The sequence below is a fragment of the Phocaeicola abscessus CCUG 55929 genome, assembly GCF_000312445.1.
GTDB lineage: Bacteria > Bacteroidota > Bacteroidia > Bacteroidales > Bacteroidaceae > Phocaeicola > Phocaeicola abscessus.
This window is the reverse complement of sequence record NZ_HE997182.1, coordinates 370689-390056: the sequence shown is the minus strand read 5'-3', so window position 1 is coordinate 390056 and position 19368 is coordinate 370689. Positions and strand designations below refer to the sequence as shown.

Genomic DNA, 19368 nt, shown 5'->3' with positions numbered 1-19368 from the left:
ATGGCAAACTCTCTGAAGTTTTTCTAAATTTGTATTTCGAAGCAAAGTTAGCAAAAGAAATGAGAATGAGCGAAGAAACAAACAAGATATTAGCGAAATACAGGCAATATTTGAAGCTGGAGAAATCGCTTTCCGGCCATACGGTCGAGGCTTATCTGACGGATTTGACCAAACTCATGCACTACCTCTCGATCGAGAAGAAGTCGCCGCTCGAAGTCGGATTGGAAGATTTGGAAACGTTCTCGGCAGCTTTGAAGGACATAGGCCTCCATGCGAAATCTCAGGCGAGGATCCTGTCCGGTATTCGCTCCTTCTATCATTTCCTTTTGCTGGAAGATTACCTGGAAAACGATCCGACGGAACTTTTGGAATCGCCTCGAATCGGATTCCATTTGCCGGAAATCCTGTCCGTCGAAGAGATCGACAACCTGATAGAAGTCATCGATCGGACAGCCAAAGAGGGGCAACGGAACCGGGCGATCTTGGAGACGTTATATAGCTGCGGACTTCGAGTCTCGGAGCTTTGTCGCCTGAAAATCTCCGACTTATATCTCGACGACGGCTTCATCAAGGTGGAAGGGAAAGGCGACAAACAACGCCTGGTGCCCATTTCGCAGAAAGCGATCCGAGAAATAACCCTGTATTTCGACGACCGCAACCACCAACGCATCAGGCCCGGTTATGAGGACTATGTCTTCATCAGCAAATTTGGAAAGAACATCTCCCGTATCATGGTTTTTCACATCATCAAGGAGTTGGCGGCCCGCATCGGTTTGAGGAAGGCGATCAGCCCCCATACCTTCCGGCATTCTTTTGCGACGCATTTGCTGGAAGGCGGCGCCAACCTCCGAGCCATCCAGGCGATGTTGGGGCATGAAAGCATCGGAACCACCGAAATATATACCCATATAGACCGCAACCTGCTTCGAAGCGAAATCATCGACCATCACCCCCGAAACATTAAATTCCACGAAGAACGATGCCGATAACCCGTTCCGTTTTACTCTTTTTAATATAATTTGCAGAAAAAAGAGACTCTGGTCGAGTGATTCGGAAATGTTTTTCCTATCTTTGTCCTGATAAAAGACGGAGAATTTATTTATAGATAAACCATAAAAAATAGAGTAACCCATGATTAAAAAAATGTATTTGCCTTTGATGGCAGTAATGATCGTCGTATTTTCCGCTTGCGGAAAGATGGGAGCCTTATCGTCCGACTACTTCACGACGAACCCGCAAATCCTCGAAGCGGTGGGCGGAACAGTTCCCGTAACCATTAATGGCCGGTTTCCGGAAAAGTATATGAAGAAGAATGCCTCCGTACAAGTAACCCCGGTGTTAAGATGGAATGGCGGCCAAGCGAAAGGCCAGCCCGCTCTATTTCAGGGGGAAAAGGTAGAAGGGAACGGTCAAACCATCTCCTATAAAATGGGTGGTGACTATACGATGAAGACCTCATTCGACTATGTGCCCGAGATGGCCAACTCGGAACTTTATCTGGATTTCGTCATCACCAAAGGAAGGAAGTCGTACGCCATTCCTTCGGTTAAAATCGCCGACGGTGTGATCGCCACTTCCGAACTCCCGACAGTAAACAGCGCTCATGCCTCGCATGCCGACGACGCGTATCAGCGCATCATCAAGCAAGCCGAACAGGCGAACATCATGTTCCTCATCCAACAGGCGAATCTGCGCAACAGCGAACTGAACTCGGAAGATATCAAAAATTTCCACAAGAAAGTGGCGGAATTGAACAGCGATACCAAGAATTATAGGATCGACAATATCGAAGTTTCCGCATACGCTTCGCCCGACGGCGGCGTAAGTTTGAATACGGACCTGGCGAAGAGTCGCGAAAGCAATACCGAGAAATACATGGCCAGACAGCTGAAGAAGGCGAAGATCGATGCCAATCTGGATGCCAACTATACCGCTCAAGACTGGGAAGGTTTCAAGGAGCTGGTTTCCAAATCCAATCTGCAAGACAAGGACTTGATACTGCGCGTCCTGTCCATGTACAGCGATCCGCAGCAGCGGGAAACCGAAATCAAGAACATCTCTTCCGTATATAAAACGTTGGCCGACGAGATCTTGCCCCAGCTGCGCCGCGCTCGGCTGACCGCGAATTACGAGATCATCGGCCGTTCCGACGACGAGATCAACGAAGCCTTCGACACCGATCCCAAAGTGCTGAACGTAGAGGAACTTCTGTACGCCGCTACCCTGACCAACGATAACGCTCGCAAAGAAGCCATTTATAATAAGACGAAAGAACGTTACCCGAACGATTACCGCGCCTACAACAACTTGGGCGAACTGGCTTATGCAGCCGGTGACATCGATATGGCGCAATCGTTCTTCCAAAAAGCCGCCTCACTGAATGCGAATGCCGCCGAAGTCAACGCGAACTTAGGACTGGTGGAATTGGCGAAGAACCATGTCCCCGCCGCCGAAGCTTATTTAGGCAAAGCCACCGGCGCCAGTGCCGCCAACGAAGCGTTGGGCAATCTGTATATCAAACAAGGACAGTATCAGAAAGCCGTGAATGCGTTCGGCAATGCGGCTACCAACAGCGCCGCGCAAGCACAGATCCTGGTCAAGGATTACAACAAGGCGAAGAGCACGTTGGAAAGCATTAAAAACCCCGATGCAATGACCGATTACTTGATGGCGATCGTCGGTGCCCGCACGAACAACGCCTCGTTGGTCAAGAGCGCCATGCAGCGGGCGGTGATGAAAGATCCCTCTCTTGCCGCTAAGGCAGCAGCTGACCGCGAATTCGCCAAATATGCCGACGAAATAAAATAACCAACCGGAATCGACTCGTCATAACACCGAAGAGGGAAGAACGCCTGCCCGCGTTCTTCCCTCTCTTTTATGGCCTGTCCGGAAGAGAACGGCAATCGTCGGAAGCCCTGTCGGAACGGCTTCGAAATTCGGTCGGAAGTTTTTTTTAAAATAGTTCGGCAATTCTTTACAGAAGATTAGTATCTTTTCGGAAAAAGATTAGTTTCTTTTTGAAGAAAGATTAGTATCTTTTTGAAGGGAGTTCAGTCTCTTTCCGAAGATTGCCCGGCAGCTTCGGAGGAGCGAGGAACGATCGGGGCGGAAAAAGCCGCCTTCCCGGCTTTCGTCTGCAAAATATCCGATTTTATGATGCGATATTGGCTTAAAATAGTTAATTTCGCAACAAACTACATCGACATGAAAGCATACGGCCTCCTCTTCCTCGCGCAGCTATCGCTTCTCACCGCTTGCGGCGGGAAGAACACGTTTACGCTGGAAGGAAAATTGGAAGGGTTGACTACCGACACCCTGTTCCTCTACTACATAACCCCCGAATACCGCTTCGACACGTTGGTGGCAAAGCAAGGAAAGATCGAACTCACGCTTCGGCCGGATACGTTGAGCATCTTCCGCCTCCTGCTCGATAACGGGGAGAGGATTCCGATCATCGTGGAGAAAGGCAAGAAAGCGACGGTCAAGGGGAATAACAGGCTATTCGTCTTAAAGGGAGAGGGCGAGAATAACCTGCTGGGCGAGATGCTTTATGCACTTAAGAAGAGGGAAGTAGCGAACCTGCCCGTGAAAGCGGCCGTCGATACGTTTATTCGTTCGCATCCCCGCTCTTATGCGAATGTTTGCCTGATAGACGAGTTTTATGCCCACGACAGCGCGCCGGACTATAAACACATCGTTGAGCTGATCGAATCCCTGAGCGGAAATGTGCAGGATACCCGCTACCTTTCGGATTTATTGGCAAAGGCCAAGGAGTCGGAGAAACGGGAGAAAGCCTATGTCGATCTTCTTCGAGAACCGGACAGCAACGGGAAATATATCGACTTCCATACGCTCAGAGACCGGTATGTCCTCCTCAGTTTTTGGGCCAGCTGGGACCGACAGAGCGTGGAGGAGCAGGATTCTTTGGCATCCGTGATCCAGGAACTGAGAAAGGAAAAGTTCACGGCGGTCAGCGTCTCGCTCGATCTGGACCGCAAAGCCTGGACGGATGCGATCGGCCAAAGAGACACCGTACAATGGAAACAAGTCTGCGATTTCAAGGGATGGAAGGGGAATCTGGCCGCTCAAGTCGGGCTTTCGACATTGCCGACCCATTTTTTTGCTCGATAAAACCAGGCGGATCGTAGACCGCCATATCGCCCGCGAGGCCATCGTACGGAAAGTAAGAGAATTGACGAAACAGGATAAAGAGAACGAAACACAACGGAAAAGACTGCTAAGAAACAGATAACCATTTATAAACAACTCTCTGGACTAACATACTATGCTTGTAAAAGTTTACGGCGCAGCCTTGCAGGGCATCGACGCCACCATCGTCACCATCGAAGTGAATAGCTCGCGCGGCATCAAGTTCTTTTTGGTCGGCTTGCCCGATTCGGCCGTGAAGGAGAGCCATGAACGCATTTATTCCGCCTTGCAGGTCAACGGATTTAAGTATCCTTCTTGCCAGATCGTGGTCAATATGGCTCCGGCAGATATAAAGAAAGAAGGTTCGGCCTACGATCTTCCGTTGGCTATCGGCATACTGGCTTCTACCCGACTCGTCGCCGAAGAGAAACTCGCTCAGTACATGATCGTCGGAGAATTAGGACTGGACGGAGGCCTTCAGCCGATAAGGGGGGCGCTTCCCATTGCCATTGAGGCGAGGAACAGCGGTTTCAAAGGGCTCATCCTCCCCCGGCAAAATGCACGGGAGGCGGCGGTGGTAGACCGGATCGATATCCTGGGTGTCGAAAACATCAAGGAAGTGATCGAATTCTTCAACGCCCAACGTAGCTTGACACCCACGGTGGCCAACACGCGGGAGGAATTTTACCGGCATCAGTGCACGTTCTCTTCCGACTTCTCAGATGTAAGGGGACAGGAGTCTGTGAAACGCGCGTTGGAAGTAGCGGCTTCGGGAGGGCATAATTTGATCATGATCGGCAGCCCGGGCAGCGGGAAATCGATGATGGCCAAGCGTTTACCGACGATTTTACCCCCGCTCTCCCTGGCGGAGAGCTTGGAAACCACGAAAATCCATTCGGTGGCGGGGAAGCTGGGAAAGGATTCTTCCCTGATCACGACCCGCCCGTTCAGGAGCCCACATCATACTATTTCGCAGGTGGCGATGGTGGGCGGGGGGACGACTCCGCAACCCGGCGAAATCAGCTTGGCGCATAACGGCATTCTCTATCTCGACGAACTTCCGGAATTTAACCGAAGTGTGCTCGAAGTGCTACGGCAACCCTTGGAAGACCGGCGCATTACCGTATCGAGGGCCAAATACAGTTTGGACTATCCAGCCGGCTTCATGCTGATCGCCTCGATGAATCCGTGCCCTTGCGGATATCACAACCATCCCGCCCGTCGGTGTGTTTGCGCGCAAAGTCAAATTCAAAGATACTTGAACAAAATTTCGGGCCCCTTGTTAGACCGGATCGATATTCAGATAGAGATCGTTCCCGTCCCCTTCGAGAAGCTGTCGGAAGACAGATGCGGAGAGAACAGCGCGACCATCAGGGCCAGAGTTCTCCGGGCGAGAAAGATACAGGAAGAGCGGTTCGAGGCTTACCCCGGCATCTACTGCAATGCGCAAATGGAGAGCAGGTTGCTTCGGCAATTCGCCAAGCCGGATGAGACGGGACTTCGCTTGCTGAAGTCGGCCATGACGAAGCTAGACCTTTCGGCTCGGGCGTACGATCGTATCTTGAAAGTCTCGCGCACCATCGCCGACATGGAAGGGAGCGAACAGATCAGAACCGCTCATTTAGCCGAAGCCATCTCTTATCGCAGTCTTGACAGAAGAAGCTGGGGTGGATAATAAAGAATAGTACTATTATAGAACTTCCCAAATAGAGTCTTATCATCTAACTAAAACAACAAATTATCATAATCTAAAAAACGGAGTCATGTAATAAACATGTCAGTTCATATTCCTCAATATACAACTCTGACAAAGAAAGAGGCATAGGAGCAAAAAAATAAACTCCTATGTCTCTCTGTATTTTATCAATTCGATAATTCTTATTATCAATTAAAAAGTGAAACCTATACGACACGCATGGTATTTTCCTTTTACGCTAACTGTCTCGTTTTTTTTCCCAACTCTTACATCTGTATCATATGATATTTGATTAAAAGCATAGCCTACATAAAAATGTTTTGTTAAATACAAACCTCCTCCTACTTCGAATACAAATCCAGATTCATCAGTACTGGTACAATAGTTACCATATCCAACTTTTCCTGTAGCATAAGCTTTTAGTCCATTAAATGATGGTGATGTTAGGCGCAAACCAGACATAGCTTCCACTAACAAATCATCAGTTGGGAAATTATCAAAACTGCTGATACCTTTAACAGTTAAGACATCCCATGCAATATTAGGGTGAAAGTTTATTTGATACCTCAACCCTAAATCCATTGATGCAACGCCATTTCCTCCAACTCCTGCTTCTACAGAAAATTGATGTTTGTTTACTTTATCTTGTGCTCTAACTACTATAACACAAAGAACAAGCATAAATAAGAAACAAATTCTTTTTCATAACAATGTAAATTTTAATTTAATAAATCTTTTATAGTTTTGTTGTGACGCAAAATGCCGATAAAGGTGTAGTAGCACCGTATCACTGCAAACGATACCATGATTCTCAGTTTTTTCTTGTTAATTGCAAATGTAGCTATTTTTCTTTTTTTCGCATAGAATCGTCTCGAAATTCTATTATATTTTAGCTACGAGTCTATCAAGAATCGCATCAGCTAGCGTAGGATCACCAATATAGTCATACCATTTGTTCATTGGCAGTTGTTTCGATCTGCTCCACATATGATATCTTCTATATGTGCATTAGTATATCTCAGACAACTAGTTTTAAGATACATCTTTGTTTTTCGGTCTCTTCTATTTAATATTTCAACATCTATCATTTTAGCGATGGCTATTTCCAGACTAGGTCTATTTTGAGCTGGAACGTTCATTATAGTTTCTAGAGAAGAAGCCATTCTCTATCTGGACGTAGCCCATTTTCTTTGCAAATTCAGTTACCCTCACGTGATTAGATCGTGCAGTATCAATCATCACTTCAGCAGATATAGTTTTTTCCCTTCTGGTATGCTCTCTTCTTGGGTATATAATGGATTTACTTGTTCGTTTACCAGAGGAGTCGATTCAAATATATCCTTCATAGTCTATGCACCACTTTTCTAATTATTTGTAAGTTTGGATATGCTAAAAAATTTAGACTCAAAGCATTGCAGTTATGATTTCTTTTTCCCTTGTAGTCAAGGTGTTAACTTGAGAAAATCGTATTTTTGAAATGTGAATTAATAAGAACTTGAAAGAATTGCAGAGGTGATTTTCATAGTTAATTAGAGCATAAAGCCTTGTGGTGGATGCCTTCAAAAGATAACAGATATTTCTAGACCTTCTTTTACTTGACTGTTTAGATTTGCAGATTGAGATAACACCTATATCTCGAATACAGCGCAAGGTGAACAAAGCAGTGAAATCCGCAAGCGAGTCATAGCTGCACGTAATATCCAGACAGAAAGGTTCAAAGAGGTGAAGGATGTTTTTTGTAATGCACAAATGACGTCAAGACTAATCCATAAATATGCAGAGCCTGACAAAGATGGCTTACTGCTGCTTCATAAGGCTATGACAAAGTTAGACTTATCGGCACGTGCATACACTCGTATCCTAAAGGTAGCACGAACCATTGCCGACCTTGAAGGAAGCGATAATATACAAACCCACCACTTGGCAGAAGCCATCGGATATCGAAATCTCGACCGCAGCAATTGGGGAGAATAAAGTCGCCTTAGCTTCTCATCGGTTTCTAAAAAACTATTTTTCAATAGAAAAGCAGTCATGTTTCTGCACGAAATGCAGAATGTTTCTTGGCAACATGCATAAAAATGACTACCTTTGCATCGAAAGAACGAATGAGAGACATAGTTTATGACGCTAAATATACCAAACATACCGATGACTGCTAATGTGTTGACATCGTATCTGACAGACTTCAAGGCTCCAATGCAGAAGATATTGGAAATGGAAAAGGCTGGTGATATTGTGCGCTTGAAGCGAGGTTTGTTTGTAAAGGCTTCATCATCTTATAATTTAGCCTTAATAGCCAACCATATCTATGGACCGTCTTATGTATCGAAAGAGTCTGCATTGAGACTCTATGGTTTGATTCCCGAACATGTATATGCTACTACATCGGTATGCACCAACCGCTCACGTATCTTCGATAATCAGTTAGGTAGATTCTCTTATGATATCCTCCCCCTCGACTACTATCGACTGGGTATCAACTTACACGAAGATAATGGAGTGTGCTATCAGATAGCTACGCCCGAGAAGGCTCTAGCCGACTTGATTATACTTTCAACAGGTGTGAGACTTCGTTACAAGAACGAGACAATTTCCTATCTTAAAGATTACCTCCGCATTGACATGGAAGAGTTCATCAAGCTTAAGCCAGAAAGATTTGAGGAATATGCCGAGGTGAGTAAAAAAAAACAAGCAATGTTGAACATAGCTAAAATATTGAGATAATGACAATATATGAACAAATGCTTTCTCGATATGCGGAACAAGATCGTAAGGCCAACTACGAAGTAATGCAACAAGTAGCCTTGGCTGGTCTTTACCGCGCTGGTTTCTTTGAGCATGCCGCCTTTTATGGTGGTACATGCCTTCGCATCTTCCATGGGTTACAGCGTTTCTCTGAAGATATGGACTTCTCTCTATTGACAGAAGAACCAGATTTCAATTTCGAGCAGTTCTTCCCTGCCATTGTCAAGGAGTTTGAGATTGTTGGAAGAACAGTAGAGATTACAAAGAAAGATAAACATAGTTTTGGCAAGGTGGAATCTGCATTTCTAAAAGATACAACCGATGTTTATAATCTGACTTTTCAGCATGAGAAGAGCCTAAAGATTAAGATTGAAGTGGACACAGAACCTCCATTGCTTTTTAATACCGAACAGAAACTGCTGATGATGCCATACTCTTTCATGACTTGCTGTTTCTCTTTACCCGACCTTTTTGCCGGTAAGATGCACGCTCTCGTATTCCGTACATGGAAGAATAGGGTAAAGGGGCGTGACTGGTATGACTTTGAGTGGTATGTGCGCCAAGGCATCAAGCTTAGCTGGACGCATCTACATGAACGTATCCTGCAATTCAATGGAGAAGATATGACTCGTGAACAATTCATGGTTCTTCTTAAGCTAAAGCTCGCCAACACCAACATCAACATGGTGAAGGCTGATGTAGAATCATTCGTAATAAATCCACTTGAACTTGACATTTGGTCAAATGAGTATTTTCTTCAAGTTGCAAAGATGATGCAATTTGAAGAGTGAAAACCTAATAATAGATTCGCACAAACTAATAATGCCTCCTAACTAGTTTATATAAACTTGTATCTTCGGTATTTACAATCAGATGAAGCGAATTGGAATTGGTTATTTCAAGGATATGAGCGAACACCTTATTGAGAGCAGAAAGAAATTTCCTCAAAGGTGCTATAGTTGCATTGTGAATGGTACGATTTATATCTAAACCACCCATGAAAAGAGCTATAAGGCAAGTTCTATCTTCTCTATTGGCGGTGTTTGTGTGCCTTTAGAATGATTTAAATCGCCATATTCATTCCCAAAGAAGGTTCAAAATATTGTAGATATGAGTTGTTTTTGCCTTATAATCATGGCGTTAGTTTGAGATAAAAATCGTATCTTTGCAAAGTGAATTGGTAAGGACTAAGAACAATTGCAGGGATGATTTGCTATATTTTTCCAATCAAGAAGTTTGGTGTGAAATTTGTTCAATGGTTATAATTTGATATAATTTCCGGTCCATATTTTTGTAGACCGTATAGAATACCAAAACACCCAAAACTATACCCGTAACTTTTTTGTCTTTGCTTCATAAAGAATGAGTAAAAATAAGTATCTTTGCAGCGGTTATCTGCTCCTTTGTGACAAAAATGAAGAAAAACTTAATAATGAAAAAGGGGCTGACTCGTTCCTGGAGATTTTCCGGCCTTGCAACCATGATGAGAATTACACTTATGTATTATGTGGATTTCTACAATCTTTTCAATCATCCGGAAAAGGATTGGGAAACTCTTTTGACGCGAATCATGAAGAAGACTATCAACTGTCACTTTTTTGATGAGACTTGAAATAACAAAATACCACTCGGCCATTGAATATAGAATGGCCGAGTGGTATTTTTAATATTTAATCAATTTTATCGGACAGCAATATAAAAAGATATATATTTGATAATCTTCTTCCCAATCTATGTTTAGAGTGTTTCTCTAGATTGCAAAACATTCTAAAAGACAGTTAATATTCTACACTGACGGAGAAACAATCCCTACTTGCGTGTAACAGGGAATTCCGTAATACGTAGTGTTGTACAGCCATAAGGTACCAAAATAATATCTTCCTCAGGAAGTGTGTTTATCTGATATTGTGTACTGTAAGGCAAAGGACCTGCAGAACCATTATACATACTCCACTCATTCATACGCTTTCCTTTAGCATGGATTTCTATCGGAGCGTTTTCAAGATTCCAAGGATATCCTTGCAAAGGCTTTTCCACTACTTTAAATGCCTTATTAAGATTTTTGGGTTTCAACGATTCCTCCATCAGACAATAGTTCCATGGGGTGGTTGGATAAACCTCGTAATACCAGTCACCATAACGGTCACCAAACTTACGGTCATCATTCACTTTATTCCACTTCTCTCCAATCTTGAGAGCATACACTAACGGACCTCTTTCTACAACAGCTGCCCCTTCATACCAGCGCGATACAGAAAGTTCCATCTGGAATTGCACTTCTACACGATCACCAGACTTCCATTCACGATATATTTTTCTGTTTTCACCAGCAGTTCCAATAGCCCAATCATGCCCATTGACACGAATAATAGCTCTCTTACACCACCCTGGTATACGCATATGGAAAGGGAAAGCCACCTTTTTTATATTCTTATCCAAGATAGAGAAAGAAAAACTGATATCTCCACTAAATGGATAATTCGTCTCCTCTATTATACGAACATTGACACCGTGAGCCACTTTAGCAGTAACCGTACTAGGTGAATAATAGAGAGCTGCCAATCCACGATCCTCTGAAGCGAACCATAGGTTACGGGTAAATTTAGGCCAACCTTGATGCAGATTAGAAGTACAGCAAGGATATCCAGCTAATAAGCCAAACACCTGGTCTGTACCATTGTAACAAGTAACAAAATTACGATCCTGTCTAGATACCTGTACCTGATTGAGCTGCTGATAATACTGACGAGCATCAAAAGCATCAGTAATCTGAGTAGGTAGAGCATTGAAAGTTACACGCTCCAACCAGTCTGCCCAATCAGTACGTCCAGTAATTTCCACCATTTTCTCCAGCGAGAACATCATCTCCACTGCCGAACAAAGCTCAGAACCCTGCGTAGGATTACCAGTATGCAGAAGTTCATCACCACCATATAATCCAGTAGGCCATCCATGCGCACGTTTCAAGTCGGAATAACCCTGCTCAATGGCCTTAATGTGTCTATTATCTTTCGTAGCCTGGTAACGAATTATAGGTTGCTTCATAGCTTGTGCCAAGTTTACGCAATGCACACTAAACAAGCTAGTCAGCATTTCTCTTTGCAAGAATTCACCCGTCCAGTCGGTTGTCTGTTGGGTAATCAGATCACCCAGTTCCAACAAAAAGCTATCACCAGTAATATTATACAGCCAGTAAACAATCATCAGGTTGTCACCACCGCGTTCCCTACCCCAAAATGTCCAATAGTCAAGCGGTTTATTTGGCAGCTCCTTCAGCTGATACTTGAAGTAGTTTGTCATGAATGGTATTACTCGTTGATCACCCGTAGCATCATAATACTGTTTCATAAACTTCAGTACCACCATTTTAGGCCACCAGTCACGGGCATTATTACGTTGCAGGCCAGATTCAGGAGCACGGTCCTCATAAGGCCCGAAGTATCCATCAGATTGCTGACTTTGCAATACCCACTCCACCCAAGGTTGAACTTTCTCTTTCAGTTGATCATCGTCCATAATATAGGCCAACGGTAATAAGCCGTCTATCCAATACGGGCCACGCTCCCAAACATCACCATCGCCACCCAACCATCCGTTGCGACTACCCATCACCTTTTCGTAAAGCACATCAAGGTTTCCGGTCATACCATCGCACATGTGCTGCATTTGGTCTTTCAGCCAACCTTCTGGGCGAACTGCACCTATAGGCAACTCCATATAAGGTTTAGAAAGCAAAGGTGAACGATTATTCAAATATAAACCCTGTTCATCCTGAGCGTGAAGAGGAGCTAGTGTCAACATTGTACATACCCCCATTTGTATCAATATTTTTTTCATAAGAATATAAGTTTATAATGAAACTTTAATAGTCTTTGTCACATAAGGTTCCTCGGACTTTTCGAAGGATACACTAAATGTCCGGATATCCGATTCATTTCCAGATATCTCATCTATTATACCATCTATCTTCTTATAACCATCAGGCAAATAGAGACGAATAGTTGAAGATGTACCAGCTCGTCCTTCTATCACAGTCTCCAGAACACCTTCATTTTCTTGCTGAGACATTACACGCACGCCGTTGGACGTATTTCCATAAATCAACGGTGAAATCTGAGGCAATACGGCTGCTCCACCACTGTACATAACTTCAATAGTTGTAGCTTCTCCCAACTGAGTTTCCAATGCCAAATCTACATACTCACGGTTTCCCAGCACACTATAAGAGGTTTCCTTACCATCAACCAACACTTTATTAACAATTGTTCCTGGTGCAAAAGCAGGGATAAAATTCATCTTTATTGGCTTGTCTGAAGATAAGCAATAGGTTATCTTCCCTTTATCACGTTTCATATCAAAAGAGACAGAATTATCACCAACTTTCAGATTAGATGCCTGCAATGTGTCCCAGTCAAACGGGATACGTGGAGCTAATGTAATGCAACCCTTGACTGCATCTGGTACAAATCCAAGCATTCCCTCAATAATTGGCTGAAGAACCATCGTTTCAGACCAACACTGATGTAATGTAACACCTGAAGACTGATATGTGGATCCATTCAACACTTCAGGCATACGACCATAAGAAAGACCTTTATAGTTCAATACATTCGACATAATGTGCGAGAAGCCCTGATTATAGCGGCCAACCTGATATTCAGCCAGAGCTGTCCACCCTGTAAACAATGGCCATACACTACCATAATGATATGCACGAGGATTAAAAATTGGATTTGTTTCATCAATCATACGTACTCCCCAATCAGCAGAATAGCGGGAAGACGCGAAGTCTGATACCATTTGATGTGATTTCTGTTGATCCGTAACCTGCATATAGACAGGTACAGATGTTAACACAATACATTCCTTTGTATAACTTCCATCCTTGAATTTACCGTAATTGAAGAATCCCTTTTCATTCCAGAACTCGCTGTTAATAATTTCGTTTACTGCTGCAGCTTCTTTTCTATACTGCTCTTCACGCTGTGTATCACCTACTAGAGCAGCCAGATAAGCAGCATCGTTTAAAGCTGCATTCCACAAACCAACAAGATAGAATTCTGTATGAGATCCATACAATGCCCCCCTCTCAAGCCATCCATGTCCCACATTGGTTATCTCAATAAGATGATCACCATCTGTATCTGTAGAATAACAGTAATCCATAGCTTTTATTACTGCCCCAATGTGCTTCTTGACAAAATTCAAGTCACCGCTAGCTTTTACATAACGTGACATAAGATTGACAAAAAGTGGCGTAGCATCTGATGCATCGAAATGCACTGAACCACTGGATGTCAGTTCGTGATAGATTTTCCCATCTACCTGCTGAAAGCGTATCAGTGTTTCCAAAACATCACGCACAGTCTGCAAGTCACCCATATCGGCAAAGGTAAAAGCCGCCCAGACTGCATCACGCCCAAAATACCATGCGTATCCAGGACGCCCACTTACTTTATGTGCACCTCCCCAACCACGGCGGGAAGACGAATAACCGGCCATAAGAGATTTACCGATACCTGGAGTCTCGACAATAAACTGCGCAGAACTAAGCGTAGCCCATTTAAATCCGTCGTTGAAAACAGAGTCTGGAGTATGGACAGAAACACATTCATCAAGATACTTCTCATAATAAGCCTGACTTGTTTCAAGTACTTGACTAGGATTTTCAGCAACAGCGCTGTAAGTAGCAATTGCATTGTCAACCCCTTCATTGCCGGCAACAAGGAACATGTCCATAGCCTTCACACCCTGTACATCATAAGCCATCGAAGCTGCAATCTGCAACTTATCCGTATCCTTACCAACTGGTTGTTTACCATTATAAAGTATTCCATCATAACGGCCAGACAATAGTAGCTTTCCTGGCACATTTGAACCAACAAACGACACAAATTCTTTATTTCCGTCATACACCATCAGCATATTTGATTCTGGCGACCAATTATAATATATGCTACCCAAGGTATGTTCATCATAAGGCCACATAAAGCGAAGGTTACTCTTACAATCAATTATGATTCTGCATATTTTCTCTCCCGTCCATTCATAATGAGCTACGGTAACCGGAGCATCAACCTGTGAAACCAGTATCTCTTTCAGTTCCAGAGAAAGCATATCATTACGATAATTACGAATAATTGAATTAGGGCGTAATTCAATGGTTGGTTGACAGGTATTAAGCGAAACCAATGTGTCCTGTCCTTCTATATCAAGCCAAACACGATAGTCACGCAATGCAAGGATAGGGTGAGTCCAAATTTCCTCAATACCTCCACTTTCTTGGGCAATCAGTATTGACCTTTGAGAAGGCAAATCAATAGTCGATTCTCCTGCTTTCCAAGAAAGAGTGTTGACAGTATCAGAAGACAATCCCCAAGGAGTTGGAGCACTGGCATGAATCTTACCTGTAATGAGATCTCCTTGAACTATATCAACTTTTCTGTTTTCCCAGTACATAGTCTTACTTTCCATCTGCTTTCCAGACATATAATCAAGACAGTTTTGAGTAAACTGCTTAAGAATCTGCTTATGAAAATTCTCTTCTGAATAATATAGGAAACCACCAATTGACAAGATCTTACCATTCCCTAACGAGGTTTCCCACAAAATTTTATCCTCTGGATGATAAAATATATATTCCCACAATGTTCCTATAACCCTACTGCCTGCTGCTTTAGGAAATTTATCACCAAAGAATCCTTTTACTCGACATGTGTTATCATTTTTACCATGCCAAGTATATGCACCACCAAACATTTTATCGAACAATGGATGCTCACGGTAAGCATGAAAACCAACCTTTCTACCAAAGCCCTCGTCTACAGCCTGATAGTTTTTTTCTGCGATTTGTTCAGGTTCTATATCCCAATCATTCAGCAAATCAACAGCATCCATTGACAAAATCAGCTTTCCCCCCGATGAGACATAATCCACTATGAGAGATTTAAGCTTAGTTTCAGATTTTAATACACCTGTAGAATCATTCTTATGATACCACACAATATCATAACCATACAATCGAGATGAATCGTTCACCTCAATATATTCGCATCGCATGTTTTGTCCAGATTCAATATACTCGTAAAGAGCTGTAAGCTCGGCAGTTTGCCGGTTAGCATCGCTAACAAGCAAACCTACCATAACTTGCTTTTGCTGACAAGCACCAAACAAAAACAAAGCGATAAATAACAAAAAAAAATTATTCAATGTTTTTACCATATTCCAATCTTATTAGTAGCATTTATTTTGCATCTTTCACACAACGGAAACCAACAGTCGCCTTTCTCTCAAATGAAGGTGACACGCGCAACAAGAACTGTCTGAAATACAACTCACGAGGACCGCCTTGTATATACCAGAAACTGGAAGATGGCAGGAAGTAACTTCCACCCTTTACCATAATATACCGATAAGACGTATTGTCATATACATCATTAGTCAGTTGCCATACACATCCTACCAGATCGTACAATCCATAAGCATTTTTCCCCTTAGGGTATTTACCAACAGGATAAAGTGATCCATCACCTAGGTTACATCGGTCTGGCTCAATACCTTCCAGTTTCCATACAGACAAAGTGTTAGTGATGTAATCTTCTACCCTCTTTACCGGCTTTTTCTGTACCCAAGGCCATTCATTACCTTTCTCAGTCTGTGCTGCATATTGCCATTCCATCTCTGTAGGAATACGTTTCCCTGCCCATTGAGCATAAGCCTGGGCATCTTCAAGTGTTACATATACTACAGGATAGTTTTCCATTCCCACAGGAATCTTGCCATCTGTCCAGTGTTTCAAAAAATTAGTCTTATCAGTAGGTTCATATCCGGTAGCATCAAGAAACTCCTTATATTGGCTATTGGTCACCGGATAAATATCCATATAGAATTTAGGCATAGCTACACTCTCTCCTTCCATAGTAAGATCTTCCGGATAAGGAATAAATGAATCACCTGTACGATATGCATCACAACGGAAATTACCAGACGGTATTGTTACCATACCCTTGGGAGCCTTAGATGCCGGTTCTGTTGGTTGCACTTCTGATATAAGACGAGCACTACCTGGCTTAATCATCAATATCTGTTCATCAAGCAAAGTCTCGCCATCAAACAGCTGGATTACAAATTTACCCTCGTACCCTGGAAATTCATTCAATAATGTCAGTGTCTGTTTATTCGTAGTAAGTTCTTTAGGTTGCTTTTCATAAGAAGGCATACCAGCCCATACACGAATCTTGTCACCCTTTGTACTGGAAACAGTTAGTTTATCACCATTCAAGTTTAAGGTTATAAGTTTTGGAAGATGTGCAATGGCACTCACAGAACTTTCATTATTAGTACCCAGCTCATAAGAATTGAAAGAATTCAAGATGGTAGGAATATACCACTTACCACCTACTTGTTGAGGTAAGAGTTCTTCATGGCTGTAAATATCTACAAAATGGAATCCATCTTTAGGTTTTACTTCAAACAGATTGCCTCTATATCCCTCTGGACATAAAGAATAAATTGTATAAATTGTTTTTTCGTCAGAAGGCCATTCATTAACATAAATACTGTCTTTCAGTGTCGGTAGCAAAGGAGTATAGTCAAAGTTCAAGAAACTCTCTACATTTTCTCGCTGGATGCGTAGAAGGCTACCCCAATAACGCATCTGGTCATCTGACCACTCAAACTTACCAGGTCCAAAACTGTTGATTTCCGTTCCGTAACCATTGAAAAAAGAAACATTAAACTCACGTCTTATTGGTTCAGCTCTTTCCTCAGCCACACGGAAAATGGCAAAATCAGGTTTAATAAACTTGTTAAGATTCAACATCGGACAATAATACAAAGCATTATGTACACGTCCAGAAGGTATTCCTTGCATATCAACAGGTACAGCCATACCCTCACTGTACATAATCACTCCTGGTCGGGCTGCGTCAGCAGCACTCTGAAGTTCAACGCTGGAGCCACCCTTAGTATCTAGTACGAATCCGTCTATATCAGCCGCTTTTGTAATAGTAGTCATACCATCAAAGTGTCCTTCACTGGAGCGTGTGCTACCATCCCATGGATTATAACATACAAAGAATTTAGTACCTAGGCTATGGCACAATGAAGAAATCTCTTTTAGACGAGCATATCCACCTGGTAAATCACGGTACATATCCCACTGGTTACGTTGGTCCATACCCAAAGCAGGCCAAGTAGGCCAGATACCATATACATCATATCCACCCATTTGGCTCTTCATCTTTTCCAAATACTCCCTTACATGAAACTTTCCATCTGTATAATCATAGAAACGTTTATCCCAGTTCATCATCAGATTCACAGCATAGCAACTGCGGAACCACTTCAAGTCTTCCCGTTTCAAAATTGAATCATCGAACATTCCTGGTTCAACATCATATAAGAATCGTTTCTGGAACATCAGTCGTAAACCTTCATGCCAGTCATTGCCCTGATAGTAGTTAAGCCAAACATTATAACATACACTACCACCTGGATTTAGAGTTGTCTCAAAACGTCCACGTTTCCCATTTTTGATAGAAGCTCTATCACGACGAACAAGAGCAGCCAGACACTCACCATCAGCTACCTTTATAGCAGAAAAGCCTAATTCCCAAGCATTATCCGGTACAATAACATTAACCGGCGCAAAATCAGGTCTAAAAAGATGGGTTCTTGACAGATAATGATCACCTTTTCCTGTAATATACACATGATCATCTGAAGCACCTAAAGGTACCACATTATGTAATTTCAGAGTGTCGGAAGAAACATTTTTAAATTCAATGACTCCCTTTAATCCCCAATTATAAGGAACTGAATGGGTTTTCAACTCTAGTTTTGTATTTTCATCCTCAGATGTATAAAACTCTTCACCTATCTGATAAGAAACCAAAGGCAAACCCTCAGCCCCTTTAATCGTAGGGAATGTATTGTTTAAAGACTGTGAGTATGCAAATGTTACATTTGCTATTATTACGCAACTCAAAGAATATTTTTTTAAGTAATTCATTTCTTATTTAATCTTAAAGTCTTTTCTAATTTTACAGCTTCATTATAATTTACTACATAATGCCACCAATTATTCAATTTACCATCTTTAGGATTTACACCTGCATAATGAGGAATATGTGAAAACCACCATTTCATATAACCAATGTGCTCGCAATTCCATTCTGAACAATCTATTAATCTTGCCTTTTTCTCTTGTACATTTGGGTAGTTAAACCACTCATCAGCATAAGTCCAAACTTTTGTTGTGTTTTTCCAATTGTAATCAAACTCTCCATTAGGAGGGAAATGAATATTACCAATATTAGACTTTCCTGGGTCAAACTTTTCATAGTTCTTTACATAACCAGTAAAGCGTTCCCACATTGTCAACTCATCTTTTGTACTTTTATTATCATAATCCCACCAACCATACACCTGCATCATAGTAGACTCAAAACGATGTCCGTAGCTTTCCAGCGCACAAGCCAAATCTCTTTCATAACTCAATCCCATAATGCTTAACAATTCTGTACAACTGGGATTTGAATTTGGTTCAGAATTAATCCAAAATGCATTTTTATCCATCATGTGAGATTCCCACATACCTCCATACGGGAAAGTCCATACCCATACTTCATGAATCTCACCATTATCACGCATTTCGTCAAATCCATAATATTCAACCATTTTATTATAATCATACGATGTGCCTATTTCCTTAAATGTTTTCCAATCTGGCTCAACCTGCCAACGGTTTTTATATAGTTCGGCGATTTCAAGTGAAA

The 19368-nt window shown here is 42.5% G+C and carries 12 protein-coding genes and 1 pseudogene; 7 read left to right on the top strand and 6 right to left on the bottom strand.

Translation table 11 applies throughout. The annotated features are described in order from the left end of the window. The first annotated feature begins 59 nt into the window (after positions 1-59). The 4 genes from xerD to BN102_RS01605 all read left to right on the top strand — a co-directional run bounded on the left by xerD (position 60) and on the right by BN102_RS01605 (position 5824). On the top strand, positions 60-989 hold the full coding sequence (xerD, locus tag BN102_RS01620) for a site-specific tyrosine recombinase XerD (protein ID WP_036786923.1): 930 nt from the start codon (positions 60-62) through the stop codon (positions 987-989). Positions 990-1131: 142 nt separating this feature from the next. Further along, positions 1132-2808 (top strand): tetratricopeptide repeat protein, encoded by a 1677-nt coding sequence (locus BN102_RS01615; protein WP_019207310.1) that lies wholly within the window; start codon positions 1132-1134, stop codon positions 2806-2808. A gap of 231 nt (positions 2809-3039) precedes the next feature. Further along, the gene (locus tag BN102_RS01610) at positions 3040-4131 is read left to right on the top strand and encodes a DUF4369 domain-containing protein (RefSeq protein ID WP_019207309.1); all 1092 of its coding nucleotides are present in this window, start codon (positions 3040-3042) and stop codon (positions 4129-4131) included. 154 nt (positions 4132-4285) lie between these two features. After that, a complete protein-coding gene (locus BN102_RS01605; protein ID WP_019207307.1) occupies positions 4286-5824 on the top strand; it encodes a YifB family Mg chelatase-like AAA ATPase in 1539 nt (512 codons plus the stop codon). Positions 5825-6037: 213 nt separating this feature from the next. Here the strand turns inward: BN102_RS01605 and BN102_RS01600 are convergent, their stop codons facing one another. Beyond that, positions 6038-6526: a hypothetical protein gene (locus BN102_RS01600; protein ID WP_019207306.1), complete on the bottom strand. Its 489-nt coding sequence runs from the start codon at positions 6524-6526 to the stop codon at positions 6038-6040. A 201-nt stretch (positions 6527-6727) separates the two neighbouring features. Further along, positions 6728-6805 carry an ATP-binding protein gene (locus BN102_RS11075; RefSeq protein WP_245545314.1) on the bottom strand — a complete coding sequence of 26 codons (78 nt, stop codon included), beginning with the start codon at positions 6803-6805 and terminating at the stop codon, positions 6728-6730. Between the two features lie 631 nt (positions 6806-7436). On the opposite strand from BN102_RS11075, the pseudogene BN102_RS01590 reads away from it, so the two are divergent. From BN102_RS01590 to BN102_RS01580, 3 genes and pseudogenes are all read left to right on the top strand, one after another. Continuing rightward, a pseudogene (locus tag BN102_RS01590) lies at positions 7437-7819 on the top strand (magnesium chelatase subunit ChlI family protein); the annotation flags it as partial. A gap of 186 nt (positions 7820-8005) precedes the next feature. Continuing rightward, positions 8006-8569: a type IV toxin-antitoxin system AbiEi family antitoxin domain-containing protein gene (locus BN102_RS01585; RefSeq protein ID WP_156810914.1), complete on the top strand. Its 564-nt coding sequence runs from the start codon at positions 8006-8008 to the stop codon at positions 8567-8569. Beyond that, a complete protein-coding gene (locus BN102_RS01580; RefSeq protein ID WP_019207302.1) occupies positions 8569-9381 on the top strand; it encodes a nucleotidyl transferase AbiEii/AbiGii toxin family protein in 813 nt (270 codons plus the stop codon). Before BN102_RS01585 ends, BN102_RS01580 begins: the two co-directional genes overlap by 1 nt. Positions 9382-10399: 1018 nt before the next feature. Here BN102_RS01580 and BN102_RS01570 read toward each other — a convergent pair. The 4 genes from BN102_RS01570 to BN102_RS01555 form a co-directional block, all read right to left on the bottom strand. Continuing rightward, positions 10400-12427 (bottom strand): beta-L-arabinofuranosidase domain-containing protein, encoded by a 2028-nt coding sequence (locus BN102_RS01570; RefSeq protein WP_036786919.1) that lies wholly within the window; start codon positions 12425-12427, stop codon positions 10400-10402. Positions 12428-12439: 12 nt separating this feature from the next. Further along, entirely contained in the window at positions 12440-15811 is a 3372-nt protein-coding gene (locus BN102_RS01565; RefSeq protein WP_083867163.1) for an amylo-alpha-1,6-glucosidase, read from the bottom strand. Positions 15812-15833: 22 nt separating this feature from the next. Continuing rightward, the gene (locus BN102_RS01560; RefSeq protein WP_019207298.1) at positions 15834-18602 is read right to left on the bottom strand and encodes a formylglycine-generating enzyme family protein; all 2769 of its coding nucleotides are present in this window, start codon (positions 18600-18602) and stop codon (positions 15834-15836) included. Further along, positions 18599-19368 (bottom strand): hypothetical protein (locus tag BN102_RS01555; RefSeq protein ID WP_019207297.1); only part of this gene is annotated, 770 nt, incomplete at its 5' end. The genes BN102_RS01555 and BN102_RS01560, both read right to left, overlap by 4 nt.